The organism is Mycobacterium sp. ITM-2016-00317, assembly GCF_002968295.1.
Lineage (GTDB): Bacteria > Actinomycetota > Actinomycetes > Mycobacteriales > Mycobacteriaceae > Mycobacterium.
This window is the reverse complement of the sequence record NZ_CP134399.1, coordinates 4017242-4039443: the sequence shown is the minus strand read 5'-3', so window position 1 is coordinate 4039443 and position 22202 is coordinate 4017242. Positions and strand designations below refer to the sequence as shown.

Annotated in this window: 24 protein-coding genes and 1 pseudogene; 12 read left to right on the top strand and 13 right to left on the bottom strand. The window is 66.9% G+C overall.

Annotated elements, in window-relative coordinates; genetic code table 11:
* Nucleotides 1-117: 117 nt before the first annotated feature.
* The 9 genes and pseudogenes from C6A87_RS19205 to C6A87_RS19165 all read left to right on the top strand — a co-directional run bounded on the left by C6A87_RS19205 (nucleotide 118) and on the right by C6A87_RS19165 (nucleotide 6857).
* Nucleotides 118-1145, top strand: a pseudogene (locus C6A87_RS19205) (2Fe-2S iron-sulfur cluster-binding protein).
* Nucleotides 1146-1175: 30 nt separating this feature from the next.
* Nucleotides 1176-1922, top strand: a complete 747-nt coding sequence (locus C6A87_RS19200) for an SDR family NAD(P)-dependent oxidoreductase (protein ID WP_311117996.1) — start codon at nucleotides 1176-1178, stop codon at nucleotides 1920-1922.
* Between the two features lie 36 nt (nucleotides 1923-1958).
* On the top strand, nucleotides 1959-3230 hold the full coding sequence (locus C6A87_RS19195; protein ID WP_311113731.1) for an aromatic ring-hydroxylating dioxygenase subunit alpha: 1272 nt from the start codon (nucleotides 1959-1961) through the stop codon (nucleotides 3228-3230).
* 2 nt (nucleotides 3231-3232) lie between these two features.
* Entirely contained in the window at nucleotides 3233-3571 is a 339-nt protein-coding gene (locus tag C6A87_RS19190) for a hypothetical protein (protein WP_311113730.1), read from the top strand.
* A gap of 18 nt (nucleotides 3572-3589) precedes the next feature.
* Nucleotides 3590-4435, top strand: a complete 846-nt coding sequence (locus C6A87_RS19185; protein ID WP_311113729.1) for a TauD/TfdA family dioxygenase — start codon at nucleotides 3590-3592, stop codon at nucleotides 4433-4435.
* A 3-nt stretch (nucleotides 4436-4438) separates the two neighbouring features.
* A complete protein-coding gene (locus tag C6A87_RS19180) occupies nucleotides 4439-4984 on the top strand; it encodes a carboxymuconolactone decarboxylase family protein (RefSeq protein ID WP_311113728.1) in 546 nt (181 codons plus the stop codon).
* A gap of 99 nt (nucleotides 4985-5083) precedes the next feature.
* The gene (locus C6A87_RS19175; protein WP_311113727.1) at nucleotides 5084-6367 is read left to right on the top strand and encodes a cytochrome P450; all 1284 of its coding nucleotides are present in this window, start codon (nucleotides 5084-5086) and stop codon (nucleotides 6365-6367) included.
* The gene (locus C6A87_RS19170) at nucleotides 6364-6555 is read left to right on the top strand and encodes a ferredoxin (RefSeq protein ID WP_311113726.1); all 192 of its coding nucleotides are present in this window, start codon (nucleotides 6364-6366) and stop codon (nucleotides 6553-6555) included. The genes C6A87_RS19175 and C6A87_RS19170 overlap by 4 nt, the downstream gene beginning before the upstream one ends.
* Nucleotides 6556-6572: 17 nt before the next feature.
* Nucleotides 6573-6857: a DUF1330 domain-containing protein gene (locus tag C6A87_RS19165; protein ID WP_311113725.1), complete on the top strand. Its 285-nt coding sequence runs from the start codon at nucleotides 6573-6575 to the stop codon at nucleotides 6855-6857.
* A 142-nt stretch (nucleotides 6858-6999) separates the two neighbouring features.
* Here the strand turns inward: C6A87_RS19165 and C6A87_RS19160 are convergent, their stop codons facing one another.
* From C6A87_RS19160 to C6A87_RS19120, 9 genes are all read right to left on the bottom strand, one after another.
* Nucleotides 7000-8205, bottom strand: coding sequence for a cytochrome P450 (locus tag C6A87_RS19160; protein WP_311113724.1), 1206 nt, complete (start codon nucleotides 8203-8205; stop codon nucleotides 7000-7002).
* Nucleotides 8202-8402, bottom strand: coding sequence for a ferredoxin (locus C6A87_RS19155; RefSeq protein WP_003928240.1), 201 nt, complete (start codon nucleotides 8400-8402; stop codon nucleotides 8202-8204). The genes C6A87_RS19160 and C6A87_RS19155 overlap by 4 nt, the downstream gene beginning before the upstream one ends.
* Nucleotides 8399-9601, bottom strand: coding sequence for a cytochrome P450 (locus C6A87_RS19150; RefSeq protein ID WP_311113723.1), 1203 nt, complete (start codon nucleotides 9599-9601; stop codon nucleotides 8399-8401). The genes C6A87_RS19155 and C6A87_RS19150 overlap by 4 nt, the downstream gene beginning before the upstream one ends.
* A gap of 109 nt (nucleotides 9602-9710) precedes the next feature.
* The gene (locus C6A87_RS19145; RefSeq protein ID WP_396837108.1) at nucleotides 9711-10541 is read right to left on the bottom strand and encodes an NAD(P)-dependent oxidoreductase; all 831 of its coding nucleotides are present in this window, start codon (nucleotides 10539-10541) and stop codon (nucleotides 9711-9713) included.
* A gap of 60 nt (nucleotides 10542-10601) precedes the next feature.
* Nucleotides 10602-11420, bottom strand: coding sequence for an NAD(P)-dependent oxidoreductase (locus tag C6A87_RS19140; protein WP_311113722.1), 819 nt, complete (start codon nucleotides 11418-11420; stop codon nucleotides 10602-10604).
* The gene (locus tag C6A87_RS19135; RefSeq protein WP_311113721.1) at nucleotides 11420-12301 is read right to left on the bottom strand and encodes an alpha/beta fold hydrolase; all 882 of its coding nucleotides are present in this window, start codon (nucleotides 12299-12301) and stop codon (nucleotides 11420-11422) included. The genes C6A87_RS19140 and C6A87_RS19135 overlap by 1 nt, the downstream gene beginning before the upstream one ends.
* Nucleotides 12298-13944 carry a thiolase C-terminal domain-containing protein gene (locus C6A87_RS19130; protein WP_311113720.1) on the bottom strand — a complete coding sequence of 549 codons (1647 nt, stop codon included), beginning with the start codon at nucleotides 13942-13944 and terminating at the stop codon, nucleotides 12298-12300. The genes C6A87_RS19135 and C6A87_RS19130 overlap by 4 nt, the downstream gene beginning before the upstream one ends.
* Nucleotides 13941-14234: a ferredoxin gene (locus C6A87_RS19125; RefSeq protein ID WP_311117995.1), complete on the bottom strand. Its 294-nt coding sequence runs from the start codon at nucleotides 14232-14234 to the stop codon at nucleotides 13941-13943. The genes C6A87_RS19130 and C6A87_RS19125 overlap by 4 nt, the downstream gene beginning before the upstream one ends.
* Nucleotides 14235-14242: 8 nt before the next feature.
* The gene (locus C6A87_RS19120; RefSeq protein WP_311113719.1) at nucleotides 14243-15535 is read right to left on the bottom strand and encodes an NADH-ubiquinone oxidoreductase-F iron-sulfur binding region domain-containing protein; all 1293 of its coding nucleotides are present in this window, start codon (nucleotides 15533-15535) and stop codon (nucleotides 14243-14245) included.
* A gap of 20 nt (nucleotides 15536-15555) precedes the next feature.
* Between C6A87_RS19120 and C6A87_RS19115 the strand changes: the two genes are divergently transcribed.
* Nucleotides 15556-16032 carry a hypothetical protein gene (locus C6A87_RS19115; RefSeq protein WP_311113718.1) on the top strand — a complete coding sequence of 159 codons (477 nt, stop codon included), beginning with the start codon at nucleotides 15556-15558 and terminating at the stop codon, nucleotides 16030-16032.
* A gap of 80 nt (nucleotides 16033-16112) precedes the next feature.
* On the opposite strand, the gene C6A87_RS19110 is transcribed toward C6A87_RS19115, so the two are convergent.
* Genes C6A87_RS19110 through C6A87_RS19095 form a run of 4 tightly spaced genes read right to left on the bottom strand, consistent with a single transcriptional unit; the run spans nucleotide 16113 to nucleotide 19702 of the window.
* Nucleotides 16113-16991 (bottom strand): alpha/beta fold hydrolase, encoded by an 879-nt coding sequence (locus C6A87_RS19110; protein ID WP_311113717.1) that lies wholly within the window; start codon nucleotides 16989-16991, stop codon nucleotides 16113-16115.
* 32 nt (nucleotides 16992-17023) lie between these two features.
* Nucleotides 17024-17413: a Rieske 2Fe-2S domain-containing protein gene (locus C6A87_RS19105; RefSeq protein WP_311113716.1), complete on the bottom strand. Its 390-nt coding sequence runs from the start codon at nucleotides 17411-17413 to the stop codon at nucleotides 17024-17026.
* A gap of 3 nt (nucleotides 17414-17416) precedes the next feature.
* Nucleotides 17417-18559 carry an amidohydrolase family protein gene (locus C6A87_RS19100; RefSeq protein WP_311113715.1) on the bottom strand — a complete coding sequence of 381 codons (1143 nt, stop codon included), beginning with the start codon at nucleotides 18557-18559 and terminating at the stop codon, nucleotides 17417-17419.
* A 21-nt stretch (nucleotides 18560-18580) separates the two neighbouring features.
* Nucleotides 18581-19702 carry an amidohydrolase family protein gene (locus C6A87_RS19095; protein ID WP_311113714.1) on the bottom strand — a complete coding sequence of 374 codons (1122 nt, stop codon included), beginning with the start codon at nucleotides 19700-19702 and terminating at the stop codon, nucleotides 18581-18583.
* 264 nt (nucleotides 19703-19966) lie between these two features.
* Between C6A87_RS19095 and C6A87_RS19090 the strand changes: the two genes are divergently transcribed.
* A complete protein-coding gene (locus tag C6A87_RS19090) occupies nucleotides 19967-20962 on the top strand; it encodes an acyl-CoA dehydrogenase family protein (protein ID WP_311117994.1) in 996 nt (331 codons plus the stop codon).
* Nucleotides 20963-22138: an acyl-CoA dehydrogenase family protein gene (locus C6A87_RS19085; protein ID WP_311113713.1), complete on the top strand. Its 1176-nt coding sequence runs from the start codon at nucleotides 20963-20965 to the stop codon at nucleotides 22136-22138.
* The last annotated feature ends 64 nt before the right edge of the window (nucleotides 22139-22202 follow it).

Here is a 22202-nt window from a genome sequence, read left to right as displayed (position 1 = left end):
CGAAACCGCATTCCATGCGGCGCCTTCTCGAACAACCGCCGCGTGGAATGCCATTTCGGCACTGAATGAGCGTCAAGTACTTGATGTGAATGACAAGTACTTGATATTGTCGGCGGGATGGCCGACGACCGCAGCACAGAAGGATTCGCACCGCTTCGCATCACGCGGGTGGTCCGCGAGACCTGTGACGCGGTCTCGCTGGTGCTCGACGTCCCCGACCACTGCTCGCACCGCTTCCGCTACCGGGCCGCCAGTTCCTGACAGTGCGGGTCAGCCTCGACGGCCGCGACCTGCGTCGCTGCTACTCAATGTCCTCGGCGCCGCTCGAGGACGAACTGCGGATCACCGTCAAACGCGACCCCGGCGGCGTGGTGTCCAACTGGATCAACGACACGGTGGCCGCAGGCGACGAACTCCACGCCGCGCCGCCCGAAGGGAAGTTCGTTCTCGACGAGGGTGTTTCGGCGACAGATCCGCTCATCGCGTTCGCCGGCGGCAGCGGTATCACGCCGATCATGTCCCTGGTCCGGACCGTGCTGACCGAATCGGATCGCACCGTCAAACTGTTCTACGCCAACCGCGCTCGTGATTCGGTGATCTTCGCCGACGTGCTGGCCGGGATGGCCGCGGCACACCCCGACCGGCTGACCGTCCAGCACCACTTCGACGAGGACGGGGGAGTGGTGGGCGCGCAGGCGATCCAGTCCTTCGCCGGCGACACCGAGGTCGGCGACTACTACATCTGCGGTCCCGCACCGTTCATGGACACCGTCGAGAAGACCCTGCTGACGGCCGGGGTGACCAAGGGCCGCCTACATCTGGAGCGGTTCACGGTCACCGCCACCGCATCCGGTGCCGCCGACGCCCAGGACACCGACGAGATCGTCATCGAACTCGACCGCAGGAAGACCACCGCGACCTACCGCAAGGGTGACACCCTGCTGCAGACCGCGCGCTCGGCCGGGCTGAAGGCACCGTACTCGTGCGAAACCGGCTCGTGCGGAACATGTATGGCACGCATCGTCGAAGGCAGTGCCCGCATGGTCAACAACGACGCGCTCGACGACGACGAGGTGGCCGAGGGCTGGGTGGTCACCTGCCAGGCACTGCCGACCAGCCCCCGAGTGCACATGATCTACGAGTAGGAGCGGCCGAATATGGACAAGGACTCCCACGTGGTGCGGGTGGCGGTGGTCACCGGCGGCGCCTCGGGCATGGGTGAGGCGACCAGCCACGAGCTGGGGCGGCTCGGGCACAAGGTCGCCGTACTCGACCTCAACGGCGACGCAGCCCAACGGGTCGCCGAAGAGCTTCGTGCCCAGGGGTATCCGGCTCTCGGCGTCGCCGTCGACGTCACCGACCGGGCCGCCGTGGAGGAGGCGTTCGCCAAGGTCCGCACCGAACTGGGGCCGGTGCACATCCTGGTGACCAGCGCAGGTCTGGTGGACTTCACCCCGTTCCTGGAGATCACGCCGCAGAACTGGCAACGCCTCGTCGACGTGAACCTCAACGGCACCTTCCACTGCGCGCAGGTCGCCGTGCCCGACATGCTCGAGGCGGGCTGGGGCCGCATCGTGATGATCTCGTCGTCGAGCGCGCAGCGGGGATCGCCCGGCATGGCCCACTACGCCGCCTCCAAAGGGGCGCTGATCTCGTTCACCCGGTCGCTGGCACGCGAATACGGGCAGGCGGGCATCACCGTCAACAACATTCCGCCATCGGGTATCGAGACCCCGATGCAACGCCAGTCGCAGCAGGCAGGCTTCCTGCCACCCAGCGAGCAGATGGCCGCCAGCATCCCGGTCGGCCACCTCGGCACCGGCGACGACATCGCCGCGGCGGTGGGGTTCCTGTGTTCGGAGGCAGCGGGATTCATCACCGGCCAGACACTCGGGGTCAACGGCGGATCGGTGATGGGATGACGTTCCAGGAGCACGCACGAGGACAGGGAGGTTCCGATGGCTAAGTGGCCGAAGCCCGCCGAGGGTAGCTGGACCGAGCACTATCCCGGACTGGGTACCGGACCGGTGTCGTTCCGGGACTCGACCTCGCCGGAGTTCTACGAGCTCGAGCGCGAGGCGATCTTCAAGCGCGCCTGGCTCAACGTCGGCCGGGTGGAGGAGGTCCCGCGCGTCGGAAGTCACTCCACCAAGGAAATCGACATCGCCAAGACCTCGGTGATCGTGGTGCGAGGTCGTGACCAGCAGATCCGTGCGTTCCACAACATCTGCCGGCACCGCGGGAACAAGCTTGTGTGGAACGACTTTCCCAACGAGGAAGTCAAGGGGATGTGCCGGCAGTTCACCTGCAAATACCACGGCTGGCGTTACGGACTCGACGGTGAGCTCACCTTCGTCCAGCAGGCCGGCGAGTTCTTCGACCTGGACACCGGGAAGCTCGGACTGGCTCCCGTGCACTGCGACGTGTGGAACGGCTTCATCTTCATCAATCTCGACACCGAACCGCGCCAGTCGCTGCGCGAATTCCTCGGGCCGATGATCACCGCGCTCGACGACTACCCGTTCGAGCTGATGACGGAGCGTTACGACTTCGTCGCACACAACAACAGCAACTGGAAGGTCTTCGCCGACGCGTTCCAGGAGTACTACCACGTGCCCTCGCTGCACAGCCAGCAGGTGCCCACCGAGGTCCGCCAACCCAACGCGACGTTCGAGTGTGGACATTTCCAGATCGACGGGCCGCACCGGCTCGTCTCGACGGCCGGTACCCGACGTTGGCTGCTCGCTCCGGAGTACATGTATCCGGTCGAGCGCGCCACCCGCAGCGGATTGGTCGGGCCGTGGCGGACCCCGGAGACACACCAGTCGGCCGGCTTGAATCCCGGCGGCATCGAGCCGTGGGGGATCACGAACTTCCAGATCTTCCCCAACCTCGAGATCCTGATCTACCACGGTTGGTATCTGCTCTACCGGTACTGGCCGACCTCGCACAACACCCACAAGTTCGAGGCGTACAACGCTTTTCACCCGGCACGCAGCGTGCGGGAACGCGTCGAGCACGAGGTGGCGTCGGTCGTGCTCAAGGAGTTCGCACTGCAGGACGCCGGCATGCTCGGCGGCACCCAGGCCGCGCTGGAATACGGCCTTGGGGAACCGGTCGTCGACGACTACCCGCTCAGCGACCAGGAGATCCTGGTCCGACACCTGCACAAGACGGCCGTCGACTGGGTCGAGCAGTACAAGAACGAGCGCCGTCCGGTGGGGGTGTGACCATGTCCGGATCCCCGCGGCTGCCGAGCGCATTCGCCGAGTACGAACGGTTCGCCGAGAAGTGGTGCCTGGCAACCGAGCCCGAGCGCTGGCAGACCCGCCTGTCGACCCCGATGGGGCAGATCCACGAGTTCTACGATGCGTTCTCGCCCCGGTTCGAAGAGGCGATCGACTACTGCGACAAGTTCCCGCTCGACGACCTGCCAGAGGACGTGCTGAACCTATTGCACCTGGTCTATTCGATGATCATGGTGTCGATGGCCGTGGAGGTCTTCGGTACCCAGAAACCCGCCGATTCCGCCGACGCCGTCATCGACCGCGTCGGTGCCCCGGTGCCCTGAGAGAGAAGCGTGGCCGCAATGACAGTTCTGACCATCAACAAGCTCACCGCGTCCGTCGGCGCCGAGGTCGTCGGCCTCGACCCGGAGCGGCTGGGCGCTGACGCGGCGCTCGCAGGCGCCCTGCTGGAGGCGCTGGAGGAGAACGGGGTGCTGGTGCTGCCGGGCCTGCATCTGAATCCCGTTGCGCAGGTCGAATTCTGCCGCAGACTCGGCGGTGTCGATTACTCCTCGGACGGTCACCATCCGGTCGCCGGAATCTATCCCGTCACGCTGGACAAGTCGAAGAACTCCTCGGCGGCCTATCTGCGAGCGACGTTCGACTGGCACATCGACGGTTGCACCCCGACCGGCGACGAGTATCCGCAGATGGCGACCGTGCTGTCGGCCAAACAGGTCGCCGACAGTGGCGGGGAGACCGAGTTCGCGAGCTCCTACGCCGCCTACGACGGGCTGAGCGACGACGAGAAGCAGCGGTTCGCGGCGCTGCGCGTCGTCCACTCACTGGAGGCGTCGCAGAGTCGGATCACCCCGGATCCGACACCCGAACAGCTGCAGCGGTGGCGGTCGCGGCCGACGCACGAGCATCCGCTGGTCTGGACGCACCGCAGCGGGCGAAAGTCGCTGGTGCTCGGAGCATCCGCCGACTACGTCGTCGGGATGGATCTCGAGGCGGGGCGCACGCTGCTCGGCGAACTGCTGGACCGCGCGACCACCCCGGACAAGGTGTACAGCCACAACTGGTCGGTCGGTGACACCGTGATCTGGGACAACCGGGGCGTATTGCACCGGGCGGCCCCCTACGACGAGAGTTCGGAGCGAGAGATGTTGCGCACCACCGTGCTCGGCGACGAACCGATCCAGTAGACGATGACCGACGCTGTCCCGCCGAGGCTGGCGCCGTTACCCGACGAGGACTGGGACGACGAGACCCGCGCGGCGCTGAGCCCGCTGCTGCCCCGGGAAAGGGCCAACCCGCGCGACGCCGGCAACGTGCTCGGTACGCTCGTCCGCCACCCGGACCTGACCCGCGCCTACCTGCATTTCAACGCGCATCTGCTGCGCACGTCGACGCTGTCGGACCGGGTCCGCGAGGTCGCGCTGCTGAGGGCCGTGCACGTGCGCCCGTCCCATTACCTGTGGGAACACCACATTCCGCTGGCGCGGCGGGCAGGCCTCACCGACGACGAGATCGACGCGATCGCACAGGGCGACCCCGCCGACGCCCTCGACCGGCTGTTGGTGCGCACCGTCGACGAACTGGACGCCACCAACACCGTCGGCGATGCGACGTGGTCGGCGCTGCGGGAGCACTTCGACGAGCGCCAGATCCTGGATCTGCTGTTCACCGTCGGGTGTTATCAGTTGCTGGGTGCGGCGGTGAACGTGCTGGGTGTGCTTCCCGAGCCGCAGTGAGCGCGTCCTCGTTGACGTCGTGCGGCCCGGTATGAAAACCTGATACGCAATATTGAGAATCACGTTCTCGCAGCCTGGGATCGTCGGAACGGAGTGAAGATGGCCGAAGACCTCACCGCGGTGGATTTCTTCAGGGACAGTCGCCTGACGGACGACCCGTACACGTTCTACGAAGCGCTGCGCGACAAGTGCCCGGTGGCGCGCGAAGAGCACTACGGCGTCACGATGGTCACCGGGTGGCAGGAAGCCGTCGACGTCTACAACGACGCCGACGCGTTCTCGTCCTGCATCTCGGTGACCGGCCCCTTCCCGGGCTTTCCGGTGTCGCTGGACGAGCACCGCGACGCTGACATCACCGAATTGATCGAAAAGCACCGCGACGAGATCCCTTTCAGCGATCAGCTGCCGACGCTCGACCCGCCGACACACACCAACCATCGCGCGCTGCTGATGCGCCTGATCACGCCCAAGCGTCTCAAAGAGAACGAAGACGCCATGTGGCAGCTGGCCGACGACATCCTCGACGACTACCTGGCGCCGGGTCAGGGTGAGTTCATCAAAGGGTTCGCGGCGCCGTTCACGCTGCGGGTGATCGCCGACCTGCTCGGTGTCCCCGAAGCCGACCGACCAGAACTGCTGGAGCGGCTCGCGAAAGGCACCCACGGCAGCGGTCTCGGCAACGCCGAGAAGACGCTGACCAAGACCCCGCTGGAATACCTGTACGAGGTCTTCGCCACCTACGTCGAGGAACGACGTGCCGAGCCGCGTGAAGACGTGCTGACCGGCCTCGCCACGGCGACGTTCCCGGACGGCACCGTGCCGGAGGTCGGCGACGTGGTGCGGGTGGCGACCAACGTGTTCTCGGCCGGTCAGGAGACCACCGTGCGGCTGCTGAGCACGGCGCTCAAGGTGATCGGGGAGCGCCCCGACGTCCAGGCGCAGTTGCGCGCCGATCGCAGCCTGCTGCCGAACTTCATCGAGGAATGTCTGCGGATCGAGAGTCCGGTCAAGGGGGATTTCCGGCTGACCCGCGTGCCCACCACCATCGGCGACCAGGAACTCGGCGCGGGCTGCACGGTGATGGTCATCAACGGTGCCGCCAACCGCGATCCACGCCGCTTCGAGGACCCCGACACGTTCGATCCGGCCCGCAAGAACGCGCGCCAGCACCTGGCCTTCGGCCGGGGCATCCACAGCTGCCCCGGCGCGCCGCTGGCCCGAACCGAGACCCGGGTCGGCCTGGAGCGGCTTCTGGACCGCACCATCGACATCCGCATCTCGGAGAGCGAGCACGGCCCGGCGGGCAGCCGACGCTACGGGTACATCCCGACCTACATCCTGCGGGGACTGACCGAGCTCCACCTGGAGTTCGACGTTCGATGAAGGTGACGGTCGACGAGGACCGGTGCGCCGGTCACGGTATGTGCCTGACGCTGTGTCCGGACGTGTTCCAGATGACCGACGACGGCTGGGCCGTCGCCGACCCCGAGACGGTGCCCGCCGGACTCGAAGATACCGCCCGCGAGGCCATCAGCAGCTGTCCCGAACGAGCAATTAGCGAAATCGACTGAGAGCAGGAGACACACCAGTGGCCAAGGGTTATGTGATCATCACCGAGGACATCAAAGATGCCGCCGGTATGGCGGAGTACGCCAAGCTCGCCGGCAAGACGATGGGCAACGCCAAGGTGCTGGCGTTCGGCCCGGCGGCGGAAGCCCTCGAGGGCCAGTGGCACGGCACCCAGACGGTGCTGTTGGAGTTCGACTCCGTGGACGCCGCGAAGGAGTGGTACTACTCCGACGAGTACCAGGAGGCGGCCAAGCTGCGTCAGGCCGCGGCCGACTGCAACGGGGTCATCGTCGCAGGGTTCTGACGGCGCACTCACGGTAATCGGGAGACACCGGTGCCCCAGCCGGGGTGGCGGTGATCCCCGACCTCACGTCGCCGCGGCTCGGCGTCCACCAGCAGTGACGGCGGACGGCCGCGGTGGTGTGGACTGAATGAACGCCGTTGCGCTACGGCAAAACCCGCACCGGCACCCGTGACCAGCCGGCGACGTTCTGCGCCGCCACGCGGCGGCATTCGTCCCACCGCACCTCGTAGCGCGGCATGAAGTCCAGCAGACGCTCGAGCGCGATGGCACTCTCCATCCGGGCTAGTGCCGCGCCCAGACAGCTGTGCACCCCGTACCCGAAACCGAGGTTCTGCGCCTCGGAACGGTCGCGGTCGATGTCGAACGTGTCGGCGTCGGTGAACGCCTCCGGGTCGCGGTTCGCCGAACCGGCAAGCAGGAAGACAGGCTTACCGGCGGGGATGGTGACGCCGTGCAGCGTCACATCCCGCATCGAGCGGCGCACGTTGTACTGGTTCGGCGCTTCGTAGCGCAACAGCTCTTCCACGGCGGCCGGCACCAGGCTGCGGTCGTCGAGCAACTTCTGCCACTGGTCGGGGAAGCGGGCGAAGGTCACCGCCGCGTTGCCGACCAGCTTGGTGACGGTCTCCGCGCCGGCCCCGCCGAGCAGCGTGGCGAAACCCGCGATCTCGAAATCGTCCAGCGTTTCCTTCTCGCCGTCCTCACGGGTGATCTCTGCGCCGATCAACCTGCTGAACATGTCATCGCGAGGTTCGGCCCTGCGCTGCTGAATGATGTTGTAGTACAACCCCATCAGCTCGCCGACGGCCTTCATGCCTTCGTCGGACATGTCGATCTGACCCGGCTCGCGGCGCAGCGAGGTGTCCACCCACTCGCCGACCTGCAGGCGATACTCCTCTGGTACACCCAGCATCTGGGTGATCACCTGCACGGGGAACAGCGCCGAGAAATCCTGCACGACGTCGAAACCGTCAGGATCAACCTCGGAGATGTAGTGGTCGATGGTGGCCTCGACCATGGGGCGCAACGCCTGGATTGCCCGCGGCGTGAACACCTTGTTGACCAGACTGCGCATCTGCCGATGCTCGGGCGGATCCATGATGATGATCATCTTCGCCATCATCGGTTCGTTGGAGCGCACCGTCGCCAGGTCGAGACCGTACGCCGAGGAGTAGGTCTCGAAGTCCTTGTAGGCCGCGGCGACGTCGGCATGCCGGGACAACGCATAGAAGTCGTATTCGGTGTTGTAGTACACCGGAGCCTCGCCGCGCATCCGCCGGTAGATCTCCCAGGGGCCGTTGAAGAACTCCTCGGAGAACGGGTCGAAGACGAGTTCGGCGGCGGTCACTCGTCGACGATCGAGATCGCTTGTCGCGGGCATTGGCGTACCGACTCCCGGACCCCCTGTTCGTTCTCCGGCGTCACCTCGTCCTGCAGGACGTGCAGGTAGTCGTCTTCGTCGAGATCGAACACCTCCGGGATGATGCCCATGCACACCCCGTTGCTCTCGCACAGGCCGAAATCAACCACGATCTTCTGGCTCATTTCAGCACCCTCACCGGCACATGGTGATATCCGGCGACGTTCTGCATGTGCACCTTCTGCAAGCCGTCGAAATCGACCTCGAAACGCGGCATGAAGTCCAGCAGGTGCTCCAGCGCGATCGCGGTCTCCATCCGGGCCAGTGCCGCGCCGAGGCAACTGTGGATCCCGTAGCCCAGCCCGAGGTTCTGCGCCTGGCGGGGGTCGCGGGTGATGTCGAACGTCTCGGCGTCGTCGTAGGCGCGGGGGTCACGGTTGGCGGCGGCCTTCATCAGGAACACCGGCTTGTTCGCCGGGATGGTGCCGCTCGGCACGTGGGCTTCCTTGAGGGTGAAACGCACGTTGTACTGCACCGGCCCCACATAACGCAGCAGTTCCTCGACGGCGGCGGGAATCAGGCTGCGGTCGTCGAGCAACAGTTGCCACTGCTCGGGATGGCGGGCGAACTCGACCACTGCGCTGCCCACGAGCTTGGTGACGGTCTCGGCGCCCGCCCCGCCCAACAGCGAGGTGAATCCGGTGATCTCGATGTCATCGAGTTTGCGCATCTCACCGTTCTCGCCCGGGATCTCAGCGGCGATCAGACGGCTGATCATGTCGTCCTGAGGATTGCGCCGTCGCTCTTGCGTCAAGCTGTAGTAATACATACCGGAGTCGATATGGGCCTGCATGCTCCGCTCGCTCAGCCCCATCTGGCCCGGTTCGCGCTCCAGTCCGACGTCGATCCAATGCCGGACCTGCTGCCGGAATTCTTCGGGCACGCCTGCCATCCGGGTGATCACCTCGACCGGGAAGGGGCCCGAGAAGTCCTGCACCACGTCGAAGTTGTCCGGGTCGACCTTGCTCAGGTAGTGCTCGACGAGTTCGATGACCGTCTCGCGCTGGGACTGAACGGCCCGTGGAGTGAACGCCTTGTTGAGCAGGCTGCGCATGTGTCGGTGGTCCGGCGGATCCATGAAGATGATCGACTTCATCGGTTTGTCTTCGGAGCGGATCATGTCGAGGTCGCAGCCCTGGCTTGAGGAGAACGCCTCGTGGTCCTTGAGTGCCGCCGCGACATCCGCATGCCGGGTCAGCGCGTAGAAATCCAGATGCTCGTTGTAGTAGATCGGCGCTTCGTCACGCATCCGTCGATAGATCGCATACGGATCGTCGAAGTAGTCCTGCGAGACGGGATCGAAGCGGAGTTCAGGAGCGGTCATCGGTGTTCCTCCGTCGCGGCTACTGGGGCCGGAAGCGTTACGAGAATTGTGTTTACCGTAACGCTAACAGTTTCCTGTGGTCCAGCAATGGATTCTGCGGTGTTGGTTCTCACCGGGGTGTGCCGTCGGTCGGTGCGCCAACGACCAAGTCCAGAAGCCCTTCGAGTAAGCCCAGGTCACCACCCGCCTCGGCGGCCACCTCACGCACCACCGCGACATCCTTGCCGAGGAACTCGCCGACCGACTCGATGAACGACTGCACCGACCCTCGCGCGCCGGCGATCTCGGCGGCGCGGCTGGCCCCACTGCCGTGCCCGACCGCTTCCAGCAGCCCGGCCTCGCGCACTCCCACGTGCGCGGCGAACGATGCTGCCTCACGCAACATTCCGAGCTGAGCGGCGAACATCGCGTTGTTGAGCAATTTCACCCACTGGCCCGTGCCCAGACCGCCGACATGCAGGATCGGGTCGGCGTACGCAGCCAGCACGGGACGGGCCGCTTCCAGGGCTGTCACATCCCCGCCGACGAACAACGTGATGTTCCCGGCCGCGATGTCGTGCGGTCCACCGCTGACCGGCGCGTCGAGCACAGCGATCCCGGGCGCTGCCGCGGCCAGCAGTTCGGCGGTGCGCGGGCTGCCGGTGGTGTGCACGACCAGCACAGAGCCGGTCGGCATGGCGGCGAGCAGTCCACCGTCCAGACAGATCTCGCGCACCTGGGCATCGGTGAAGACGCAGATCACCACCACGGCGGCGTCGACGGCCACCTCGTCGAGTCCGGTCACCGCGGTGGCGCCGAGTTCTGAGATGGCGACGCACTTCTCGGCCGACCTGCCCAGCACCCGCACGTCGTGGCCGGCCTTGACGAGGCGCTCGACCATCGGGGCGCCCATGCGGCCGGCGCCCACGAAGCCGACGGCGCTCTTCGCGCAAGCGCTCATCGTGGTCTTCTGCTCTTCGCGCAAGCGCTCATCGTGGTCTTCTGCTCTTCGCGCAAGCGCTCATCGCCTGTGATCCATGGATTCCAGCGCCGCATCCGCCGCCGTGAACACCGCGCCCTCGGCGGCTTTCGCGGCGGCGGCCAGGCTCGCCGCGTGCCGCACGTCCTTCTGCAGCAATGCGCCGGCGATCGGGGCCAACCCGTCCAGGGTGCCGCCGAACATCGAGATGCTGCCCACCGCCTTGCTGGTGGCCGAGCCCCGGTTGAGCACCTCGACGAGCTTGTCGCGGGGGATACCGAGCGACTCGCCCAGTTCCAGGGTGCTCACGGCGCTGCCGAGATTCGCGCTGAACAACAGGTTGTTCAGGATCTTGGTGTTCTGTCCGGCGCCGAGCGGACCGAGGTGCACGATCGGGTCGGCGTACGTCGCAAACACCGGCCGGCAGCGCTCCGCGACCTCTTCGTCGCCGCCCACCATCACCAGCAGCGTGCCCTGCTCCACCGCGGGGCCGCCACCGCTGACCGGGGCGTCGATCACCGAAACCCCCTGCGCCGCCGCCTTGTCCGCGATCTCCCGGCAGGTGTCGGGATGCACGGTGCTGTGGATCGCGATGATCCCACCGTCGGCCATGCCGGCCAGCACGCCGGTGTCGCCGTAGAGCACCTCGCGGACGTCGTCGTCGCCGACCACGCACAGACACACGAGGTCGCTCGCGGCGCCGAGTTCTGCCGGGGTGGCGGCCGTCTTCGCCGGGGTGTCGGCATACGGTTCGAGGCTGGCGGGCCGCCGCGCCCACAGCGTGGTCTCGAAGCCTCCCTCGGCGATCCGGCGTGCCATGGGCCCGCCCTGGCTGCCCAGACCGATGAATCCGACGCGCATCAGCTCGCCTCCACTTGTTTCCGCTCGCGGCCCTGTGCGTCCGCGATGCACTTCTCGGTGAACGACAACACTTTCCGGTGGTAGTCACCGGCCGTCAGCCCGACAGAGAGGTTGTGCCCGCTGTCGGACATCTCGTTGATCCGGACCTGCGGGGATGCGGTGAACAGCCCGGAGATGGCCGATACGGCCTGCGGTCCCGTCTGCCAGACTCTTTCGTGCTCGGCGATGGTGAACTGCACCGGCACCCGCACGTCGGCGGCGACGGCCGGGAAATCCCGCCGCGACCAGTTCGCTGTCACCTCGCCCTCGTAGGCGGCCCCCTGCGCGGACAGCGCCCCGGTGAGCACTTCGGCGGGGTAGAGGTGCGACGGCTCCCAGAGCAGATCGCGTAGCCCTGCGGGCCGGTTGGTCATCGTCGCCGAGGCGACGATGTCCTTGGCCGTATCGCTGTAGCGCAGGCCGGTGCCGGACAACTCGACGCCGATCACGTCATCGCGGGTGGTCGCGAGCCGCAGCGCGAGTTCACATCCGGCCGAGTGGCCGAGCACGAGCACCCCCGCGCCGCGGGCGCTGCCGGCCAGGATCTTGTCCACCGCCTCGGAGGTGACGGCCACCCGGCGGGCCGGATCGGCGAACTCACCGGCATACACCGCCGACGTGCCGTATCCGGGGCGGTCCAGCGCGATCGCGGTGAAACCGCTTGCCGCAGCCTGTCTTAACAGTGAGAGTTCCGGATGGGCGGGGCAGTCGAAGTACGCCGCCGAGGTCGCCCCACCGTGCACCGCGACGATCACCGCGCGCGGATCCGGCGCCTGCGCCACCAGACCCGACATCGGAATCCCGTCGACGAGGATGACCCGCGGCCGCGGTGCCACCGTCATGTGCCGGTCCGCAGCAGCATCACGCCGCTGGGGGTCAGTCCACCACTGCTGACGACGGCCACCCGGGCGTCGGCCACCTGTCGGTCGCCTGCCTCGCCCCGCAGCTGTGACACCGCCTCGTGGATCAGACCCATACCGTGCGTGCGTCCGTGGGACAGCTGCCCGCCGTGGGTGTTCAGCGGGATCACCCCGTCGCGGGCGATGGCAGCGCCGCCGTCGAGGAAGTCCTTGGCCTCGCCGATTCCACAGAACCCGAGGGCCTCCAGCCAGGACAGGCAGTTGAAGGTGAACCCGTCGTACAGTTCGGCGACGTCGACATCCGCGGGTCGCAACGACGTTCTGGTCCAGAGGTGGGCGGCCTGCCCGAGGACCTGGGGTTCGTGGGTCAGCGTGGTCTGATCCCAGTCGGTGCGCTCGATGATCTGGGTGCCGACCGCCTCGAAGTACACCGGCGGTTTCGGCAGGTCGGCGGCAGCGTCGACGGCCGACACCACGACGGCGACGGCGCCGTCGCACGGCACGTCACAGTCGTAGAGGCCGAACGGTGTGGTGATGGGCCGCGCGTTGAGGTAGTCCTCCATCGTCATCGGATCGCGGTAGATCGCCGTCGGATTCAGCGTGGCGTTGGCGCGCTGGTTCAGCGCGATCCAGCCCAGCGTTTCCTTCGTGGTGCCGTACCGGTGAAAGTGCCGCTGCGCGTTGAGCGCCAGCGTGTGCGCGGCCGAGGTGGCCCCGAACGGCGCCTGCCAGTTGTTCACCCTGATCCCGCCCGGCGGCGAGACTTTGCCTTCCTTCATCAACTGGTTGAAGGTGGCCTCCCACAGTGTGCGGAAGCACAGCACGTGCCGCGCCATCCCGGTCGCGACCGCCATCACCGCGGCGATCACCGATCCGCCGGGACCGAAGGTGTCCATCCCGCCGTTGATCCAGGTCGGCCGGATACCGAGCGCCCCCTCGAGCGCGGTGACGCCGCCCTCACCCATGCCCATCGCGTCCATCGCCGGATAGGTGGACAGGCCGTCGATGTCGGCCAGCGTCAGCCCGGCGTCGGCGATCGCCGCCTCACACGCCTCCAGCGTCAGCGACAACGGCGACACCATCAGGCGCCGCCCCATCTTCGACGCGCCGATGCCGGTGATCGCGGCCGCATCCTCGAACTTCTCCGCCGTCAGCATCGGCCGGACGAACTTCGCGAAGTCCTGCGGGGCGATCTCGTCCTCGGGCAGTGGAGCGGTCTCCGGCTCCGCGGTGGGCCGGAACAGCGGCAGCCACACGTCGTCGTTCTCCTCGAAGACCACCTCGAGGACGCGGCCCAGCTCCAGTTCGCCGGGGTCACAGTCGATGATGTTGGTGGTCAACCGGACCCGCGGATCCTCCTCGATCGCGACCTGGGCCACGACGTACGGTGCGGGCAGTCCAGGGATGGAGAACCTCTCGTTGACGGTGAACGCCGAGAGCACCGCCCGTCCGGACACCTCGCGCGGACCCATGTTGTGGCCGTGGCAATAGCGGCACACCGGCTGCGGCGGATGGATCAGCGCCTTGCAGTCCCCGCACTCCTGGATCCGCAGCACCCCGTCGGCGCCCGAGGTCCAGAAGAACTCGTTGTCGAAGGTCAACTGCGGCAGTGGAAGTCGGCTCATCGCGAAAACCCCCACTCCGCTTCGTTGTCCTCGGTCTTCAGGTTCTCCAGGTCAGGTTCGCGCAACGGCCGGATCGGTGTCTCGTCCGGGCGGCGCTCACCGATCTCCAGGATCGCGTGCACCGGGCAGTCCAGCAGGGCCCGCTGGACGGCGTCGCGGTCCTGCTCGGGGATGTCGCCGTCGCCGACCAGCACCGCGTATCCCCAGTCGTCCAGAGAGAAGTACTCCGGCGCATGTTTGGCGCAGATGCCGAACCCGTCACACAGCGTCCGGTCGAGCTTGATCCGCATCCTGTCGGTCACAGTGCCTCCACTTCGAACGGCCGGGCGGAGCTGAAAGCACCTGCGCTGCAGTCCGGGCAGTCCGCGGTCAGATGGCGGGCCACCTCGTCGGGGAACATGGCCAGCAGGCTGGCCGCGATGTTGCAGGCGGCATCGAGGGTGGCGCACGCCCCGCGGCCGCGCAGGACGACCGACCATCGCTGCAGCCGCGCCACGTCGTCGGCATCGGCGACGCCGTCGCGCAGCGCTGCCGCCGCGGCGGCCATCGCCGCGGTGCCGTTGAAGCACGAACCGCACTGATCGGCGTTCTCGCGGTCGTAGTAGGACAGCACCGAGGCGCCGACCGCGACCGGGCACTCGTCGGTGATCAGCGACACCGCGCCGCACCCCAGGCCACTGCCGAGTCCGCGCAGCGACTCGTGGTCGAGCCGGCCGTCGAGGACACGCCGGTCCAGCAGACCGGCGAAGTACCCGCCCATCAGCGCACCGCGGACCTGCTCGGCAGACACCCCGTGAAGCGCAACGAGATCCGCGGCGGACGTGCCGAACGGGACCTCGTAGAGGCCGGGTGCCCGGCCGCCGCCTGTCAGGGTCGCCAGGAACGTGCCGGGGGAGCGTTCGGTGCCCTCCCGGCGGTAGTCGGCCGGGCCGAGGCGGTGCACGTAGGGCAGGTTGGCCAGCGTCTCGACGTTGCTGACCATGGTGGGCAGGCCGCCGACTCCTTCCTCGAACGGCCGGGGCGGCTTGTCGGTGGGTTTGGCGGGCCCGCCGTTGATGGCCCGCACCGCCGCGGTCTCCTCGCCGGCCACATAGGTGGGTGCCACCACCTGGACGGTGACGGTGACGCCGTCGAGCGCACCGGGAGTCAACTCGTCGAGCGCCGCGCGCACTGCGCCGGCGGCCCCGCTGTCGGACACGTAGACGTGGGCATGCCGGGCACCGATGATCTGTGCGGCCAGCCGCAGCCCGTCGAGCACCAGGTGCGGGCGGTTGCGCAACAGCCAGCGGTCCTTGACCGAGGCGGGTTCGCCCTCTTCGCCGTTGGCCACCAGCACGGTGTCGGCGCCGCGCTGAAAAGCCCTCCGCACGGTGGACAGCTTCACCGCCATCGGGAACGCTGCGCCGCCGCGGCCGAGCACACCCGCGTGGGCGATCGCGTCGTGCAGGGCGTCGACATCGGCCAACGGGAGATAGCCGCCCGCGTCGCGGTACTGGTCGGCAGTTTCGGGACCGGTACCGATACGGAGCAGTCGCGGTGTCAGCCCGGGCCATGCGGTGACGGTCAGTTCGGTGTTCATCGCCGTGCTCATCTCCGGTTACCCTTCCGTGCATGCGAACAGCGGTGGTGCGAGTCGGCGTCGACCTGGCCGGGAAGCTGACCGCCGACCAGCTGAGCGCCGGTATGGCCGAACTGGGCCGGCTGGCCACCGACGCGGGCGCCGAGCTGATCGACAACAACCTGCCCGCGCTGCCGCCCAAGCGCCGCGAGGTGGAGATCCTGATGCGCGGTAGCGATCCGCAAGTCCTGCAGGACAAGGCGATCGGCCTCTGCGCCGCCGCCTTCGCCACCGATCCGGTCCCCGGCGTACTGACCTTCGTCAGTCACGGCACCGACGACGACGCCCACGGTGTGCTCGCGGGTTTCGGGCTGACCGGCGTGGTCGACCGGACGACGGGCGACGAGGGCTGGGACATCATCACGGTGAGGTTGCGCAAGGCCGACCTGGAACGCATCCCCGAGAGCCGCATCCACACCGCGCTGGAGGCTGCGACCAACAGCGAGGTCCGCATCGTCATCACGGACTGAGCGGGAGACTGTGGGCCTTGTGTACCGAAATCCGCCCGCCGGCGTGCATATGGCCCACACTCGGGACGCCGAGCCCGCGGTCATTTCGACTTCTGCAGGAAGTCCAGGATCGCCGGCGCGGCCTGCACCCAGGTGTCGAACATGTTGAACCGCTTGACCTTCCCCGAGGCGCGCGCTTCGCCGGCCCGCTCCCACGCGTCCTCGGGCCACGGGGGATCGATCACCTTCGAGCCCTTGATCAGGCAGCTGACCTCCAGCGAGGTCCGCTTCGGATGATCGAGGTCGTTCTCGCCGCCGCGGATGATCAGCGTCGGGACCGTGATGTTGTCGAACATCTCGTCCTCGACACCCGGGATGGTCTGTCCGGGCTTGGGCACGAAGGCGTTGAGCCACCGCAGCATCAGCTTCAGGAACACCTCGGGGTCCTGACCGAGGATGCGTGCCTCGTTGTCCGGATTCTCGGCGATGCGCTCCTGCCATTCGGCGACCTGGGCGACGGCCTTCATCCCGGCACCACGCACCGCCAGGATGCTCGGCACGATGTAGTACGAGCCCAGCACGAACGAGCCGTAGACGCCGCCGACGATGTTCCACACCACCAGTTTCCGGACCAGCTCCGGATACAGCATCGTTGTCAGCATCGAGTCGCGGGCCCCGCCGGACCCGCCGAGCAGGATGACCGGGCCGATGTCGAGGTTGGTGATCAGCTGCTGCAAGGTCTCGGCGCGCATGTGGGACTCGCTCTGGCCGTAGAACTGGACGTCGGACTTGCCGCAGTTGGGCCTGTCCCACAGCAGCACCCGGTAACCCCCCTCGACCAGCTTCTTGGCCAGCGGCTTGAGGCCGGGGATGTCCTTGCTGAACCGTCCGCCCGGAGTGAGGACGATGAAATCCCCGGACTTCCCGAGGATTTCGTAGACGACGTTTCCGCCGTTGATTTCGATTGACTTGTTGGGCAACGTCGCTCCGATTTCAGTGGCTCAAGTGGGTGTCAGGCCTGAACCAGGACGTCGTTGCCGACGACCCGGACGGGATAGGTGCGGATACTCCACTCTGGCTTGACCGCGGTGGTCCCCGTGGCGAGCTCGAAACCCCATTGGTGCCAGGGGCAGAAGATGTACTCCATGTCGCGCACCATCACCGCGTCCCCGGGGACCGTCTCGTCGACGACGTTGCGCCCCCGGGCGCGGCCCGAACACAGTGGACCACCCTCGTGCGGGCAGTAGTTGGCGATCGCGTAGAAGGTGCCGTTGACGTTGTAGACGCCGACGCCGTGACGACCGATCGGGACGAGTTTGTGTGTGCCCGGCGGAATTTCATCGACAGTGGCGACGACGTGTTCACGCCCCTGTGCCAACCGGGGCGTCTTGTCCTTGTCCATGTGTCAGAAAACCCGTACCTGACCCTCGAGTGCAGGCACTGTGTCGGGCAGCTTGTAGGTCTCGATGCCGTTCTTGAACATCACGGCTTCCCGGGCGTGTTCGGGTAGGTGCTTGACCAGCCAGCGGGGATCGTCGAAGGTCCAGTGCGGGTAGTCGCTGGAGAACAGCAGGATCTTCTCGCACTCCATCCAGTCGAACGCCCGCATCAACTCGGTCTTGTCCTCGGGGTAGTCCAGTGGCTGGGTGGTGAACTTGATGTGGTCCTTGACGTACTCGCTGGGCTTGCGCTTGATGTCCATCCAGGACTTGCGTGCCTCGTAGAGCTTGTCCATGCGCCACATCAGCGGCAGGATCCAGCTGAATGCGTGCTCGACGAACACGATGTGCAGATTGGGGTGGCGGTCGAAGGTGCCGTCGAAGATCAGGCTCATCACCTGGTTCGCCGCGAGCAGTGAGTAGGTGACCATGAAGTCGTGGTTGTAGCTGGGCAACCCGACCGGTGGCATCGGCAGTTCGTCGTAATGGCTGCGCGACAGGTGACAACTGACCGTGATGTCGTGTTTGGCCGCCGCCGCCCAGATCGGGTCGTACTTCGGGTTTCCCCAGGACGGGCGCGGTTCGGCCTTGATCAGGATCTGCGCCATGTAGGGGTGCCCGGCCCAGCGTTCGATCTCGGCGACGCTGAGTTCGGGCTCTTCGATCGCCAGGCAGATGGAACCACGCCAGCGTTCGTGCCAGTTGTTGTGGCTGTCGAGCCAGTGGTTGGCCTGCCAGTCGTTGAGCGCCACCGACATCGCGTGCTGCGCCTCGGGAATCCGGGCCGGATAGGCCGCCGGTTCCAGGATCGCTATGTCGGCGCCTGCTTCCATGATCAACTGCTTGAACGCCAGATCGGGGTCACTGCAAGCGAATTCGCCGTCCAGGGGGAACGCGTCCATGCGCATCGCGTAGGAGTGCGCGTAGTCCGGTGCGTCGTAGTAGATCTGCTCGCCGACCTTGCGCGTGAGGAAGTACTTGCTGCGCCACGGCTCCGGGAGGTACTGGACGAGATCGCCGCGCCGGGGTGCGGGGTGGACGTCGGAGTCCACGCACCGGACCGCGATGCGTTCAGCGGCAGGTACTCGTGGATTGGCGGTAACGGTCATGGTGATGCCTCCTCGCTCCCTCTACTGTGCCGCAGCCGGGACGGAAATAGCCGGGCTTTGGATCCCGTACAGCTGCGCGGCGTTACGCCAGGCCAGCTTGTCGCGCTGCTCGGGGGTGTACGCGCTGGGCACTGACAGCTCGTTGAGCTGCCAGTGCGGATAGCTCGAGCCGTACATCACCATGTCGTCCTTGCCTGTGAATCCCGCCCACTCGCCGGCGAAATCGACGTCCCCGGGACCGTCGAGGGCGCCCTGGACGAAGAAGACGTGGCCGGGGAGGTATTCGCTGGGCATCCTCGGCGCCCACGGCGTCTGTTCCAGGTGGGGCCTGCCGAAGCAGTCCATCCGCCAGATGAACGGGGTCAGCAGATCCGCGGCACCGTCGGCCCAGACGAATTTCAAGTCGGGCATTCTCTCGAATACCCCCTCGGCGATCATGTTCATCAGGTGGTACAGGAAGTTCAGCGCCGTGAAGCCGACGTACTGCTCATAGGTGCGGGTCAGGCCGTTGGGCGTCGGCGGCAGCGCGACACCGGACCCGACCTCGAAGTGCACCGCGACCGGCCACCCGGCATCGACCGCCGCCTCCCACAGGGGCCAGAACTGGGGCTTGCCGTAGAGCTCGCGGGACTGCAGCGGGATGCCCAGTTGGACGATGCGCGGATGGCCCCGGTACTTGTCGATCTCGCGCAGGGCGCCGGCGATGTCGTCGGGGTTGACCCGCAGCGTGCCGCGGAACCGCTCGCCGAACTCGGGGTGGTCCAGCCAGCGCGTCACCATCATGTCGTTGTGCGCCGACGCGATCGCCGTGCCGAGGTGCCGATCCGGCATGACTCCGCGGGTCATCGGGTGCAGGATCGCGATGTCGACGCCGCGGTCGGTGAACAGGTGCTTGGCCACCACCTCGGGGTCCGAACCCGGGTACTGGCCGTCGGGACCCTCTGTCCGGTCGGCGTACTCACCGCCGGGCGCTCCGTACCAGTCCATCTCGTAGTCGGGAAAGCCGCGGCTACGGAACGGCTCCTGCAGGAAGTTCTGGCGTAGGTCCTTGTTCGACCGGCAGAAGATGTGCACGCTGGCGTCGATGACCGGGGTGCTTGCGCCCGCCTCTGCGCCGACGGACCCGTCGCCGAGAACCTTCACAGGATCCTCTCCTTCATGTCCGCGTCTTTCCTTTGTTCACGCGGCCGAGGGGGCGGCCGTCATCGCTTCAGTGTAGATCGTTGTTCTTCATTATCAAGAACTCTGTTCTCCAGCAGACCGCTTAATATCCGCGCAGGTCGGCGGGGTGCCCTCCGTGCCCGCCGAGGCGGACGGCGGAGAGCCGGTACCCGCCGTATGAGAACGTTCAGGATCAAGTCTGAGAATGATATTCTCCGGTCTGGTCGGTCGTCAGGAGGCGTGCGGGTGTTACTTGAGTTCGATGCAGATCAGAGGTTGTGGCAGGAGACCGTGCGCGACGCGGTGTCCAAGCAGTGCCCGGCCTCCCTGATCCGTGACATCGCCGAGACCGGCGTCGATCCGACCCCGTTGTGGAACAGCTATCTGGACGCCGGATGGACCGAGCTGACGGATCCCGAGAACGCCGTCGAGCTGGCGATCGTGCTCGAGGAACTCGGGCGGGCCACCGACCCGACGCCATTCCTGGCCACCCTGACCCAGTACGCGCCACTGGTCGGCGACCGCTACGACGCCGACAGTGCGGGCGCCGCCGTGTACTCGGGGGTGAGCGCCAACCGCGATGCGCAGGGATGGGTGCTGTCCGGCACCGACCGCTTCGTGCTCGACGGCGACCGCGCCGACCGGCTGGCCGTGGTGACCCCGGCCGGAGTCTTCCTGATCGACGCGGACAAGGCCACCACCCGGCGCGTCGAGGTGTTCGACCCGGTCCTGCACGTGGCCGAGGTGACCTTCGCCGGTGCGCAGGTATCCGAGGGCGACCGGCTGCCGACCGACACCGAACGCGCGCATCATGTGGCACTGATGGGTATGGCCGTCACCATGGTCGGCGCCTGCCAGCGCATCCTGGACCTCGTGCTCGAGCACGCCAAGAGTCGCCAGCAGTTCGGCGTGGCGATCGGCACCTTCCAGGCGGTCCAGCACAAGGCGACCGACATGTACGTCGCGATCGAACGCGCCCGCGCGCTGTCCTACTTCGCGGCGCTGACCATCGCCGCAGACGATCCGCGCCGCCGGCTCGCGGCCGCGATGGCCAAGGCGTCCGCGGGGGAGTGCCAGACACTGGTCTTCCGGCACGGCGTGCAACTGTTCGGTGCCATGGGCTTCACGTGGGAGAACGATCTGCAGTTCGCGTTGAAGCGGGCCAAGGCGGGCGAGTTGATGCTCGGTGGCGCCGCCGAGCACCGGGCGATGATCGCGGAGGAATACGGAAGGGATCTGTAGATGCAGCTGGCTTTCGACACCGACGTCGAGGAGTTCCGCGCCGAGTTCTCCGCGTTTCTCGACGAGCACACCCCTTCTGCCGCAGAGACGTTGGAGCGTCCGCGCTCGGTCTCGCACATGCCGCAGTGGGCCCGCGACTGGCAACGCCTGTTGTTCGACAACGGCTGGTTGCTGCCCGCGCAACCGCCCGAGTTCGGCGGCCGCAACGCCTCGGTGCTGCAGACCTTCGTGCACGCCGAGGAGCTGTGCCGGCGCCGGATCTACCACAGCTTCAACCCGCAGGGCGTCAACATCATCGCCGCTTCGCTGCTGACCTTCGGCACCGACGAGCAGAAGCACCAGTGGGCCGTTCCGGTGCTGCGCGGCGAGCGCACGGCGTCGCTGGGGATGAGCGAGCCGAGCGCGGGATCCGACCTCGCGTCGTTGCGCACCAAGGCGGTTCGCGACGGTAACCATTTCGTCGTCAACGGGCAGAAGGTGTGGACCTCGGGTGCGCACGACGCCGACTTCCTGCTGACGTTCGTGCGCACCGATCCGGATGCCCCCAAGCACAAGGGCATCAGCGTGCTGTTGATCCCGACCGATCTCGAGGGCGTGGTGTGCCTGCCGTTCGCCGACATGACCGGGATCGACAATCTCGACTTCAACGAGGTGTTCTTCACCGACGTGCGCGTGCCGGTCGAGAACCTCGTGGGACCACTCCACGGTGGGTGGGGCGTGGCCAACGGCTCGCTCGGACACGAGCGGACGATGATGTGGCTCGGTTTCGCCGATCGGATCGCCAACTGCATCGCCGACTTCGAGCCCCGCACTGCGCTGGAGCGCGACGCGCTGGCCACCAGCATCATGGACTACGAGGCTCTTCGGCTGCTCGGTTCGGTCGGGATCGCCAAGGCGGCGCGGGGCGAGGTCGACGTGGCGTCAGTGTCGATCCCCAAACTGCTTGGGGCCGAGGCCGAACAACGGATCGAGGGTCTCGCGCTGGAGGCGGCCGGGCCGGAGGGCCTGGTGCACCCCGCCACATCCGGACCGTACGAGCACATGAACCTGGATCACTATTTCGCCAGCTGGTTCGAGCGCTACTGCCGAAGCTTCGGCGGCACCATCGCCGGTGGCACCTCGGAGATCCAGCGCAACATCATCGCCCAGCAGGTGCTGGGGCTGCCCCGGCGCTAGCCGGCGCTGCGGACGCGAGGAGCGATCAATGGCTGCGGACGCGAGGAGCGATCGATGGCCGCGG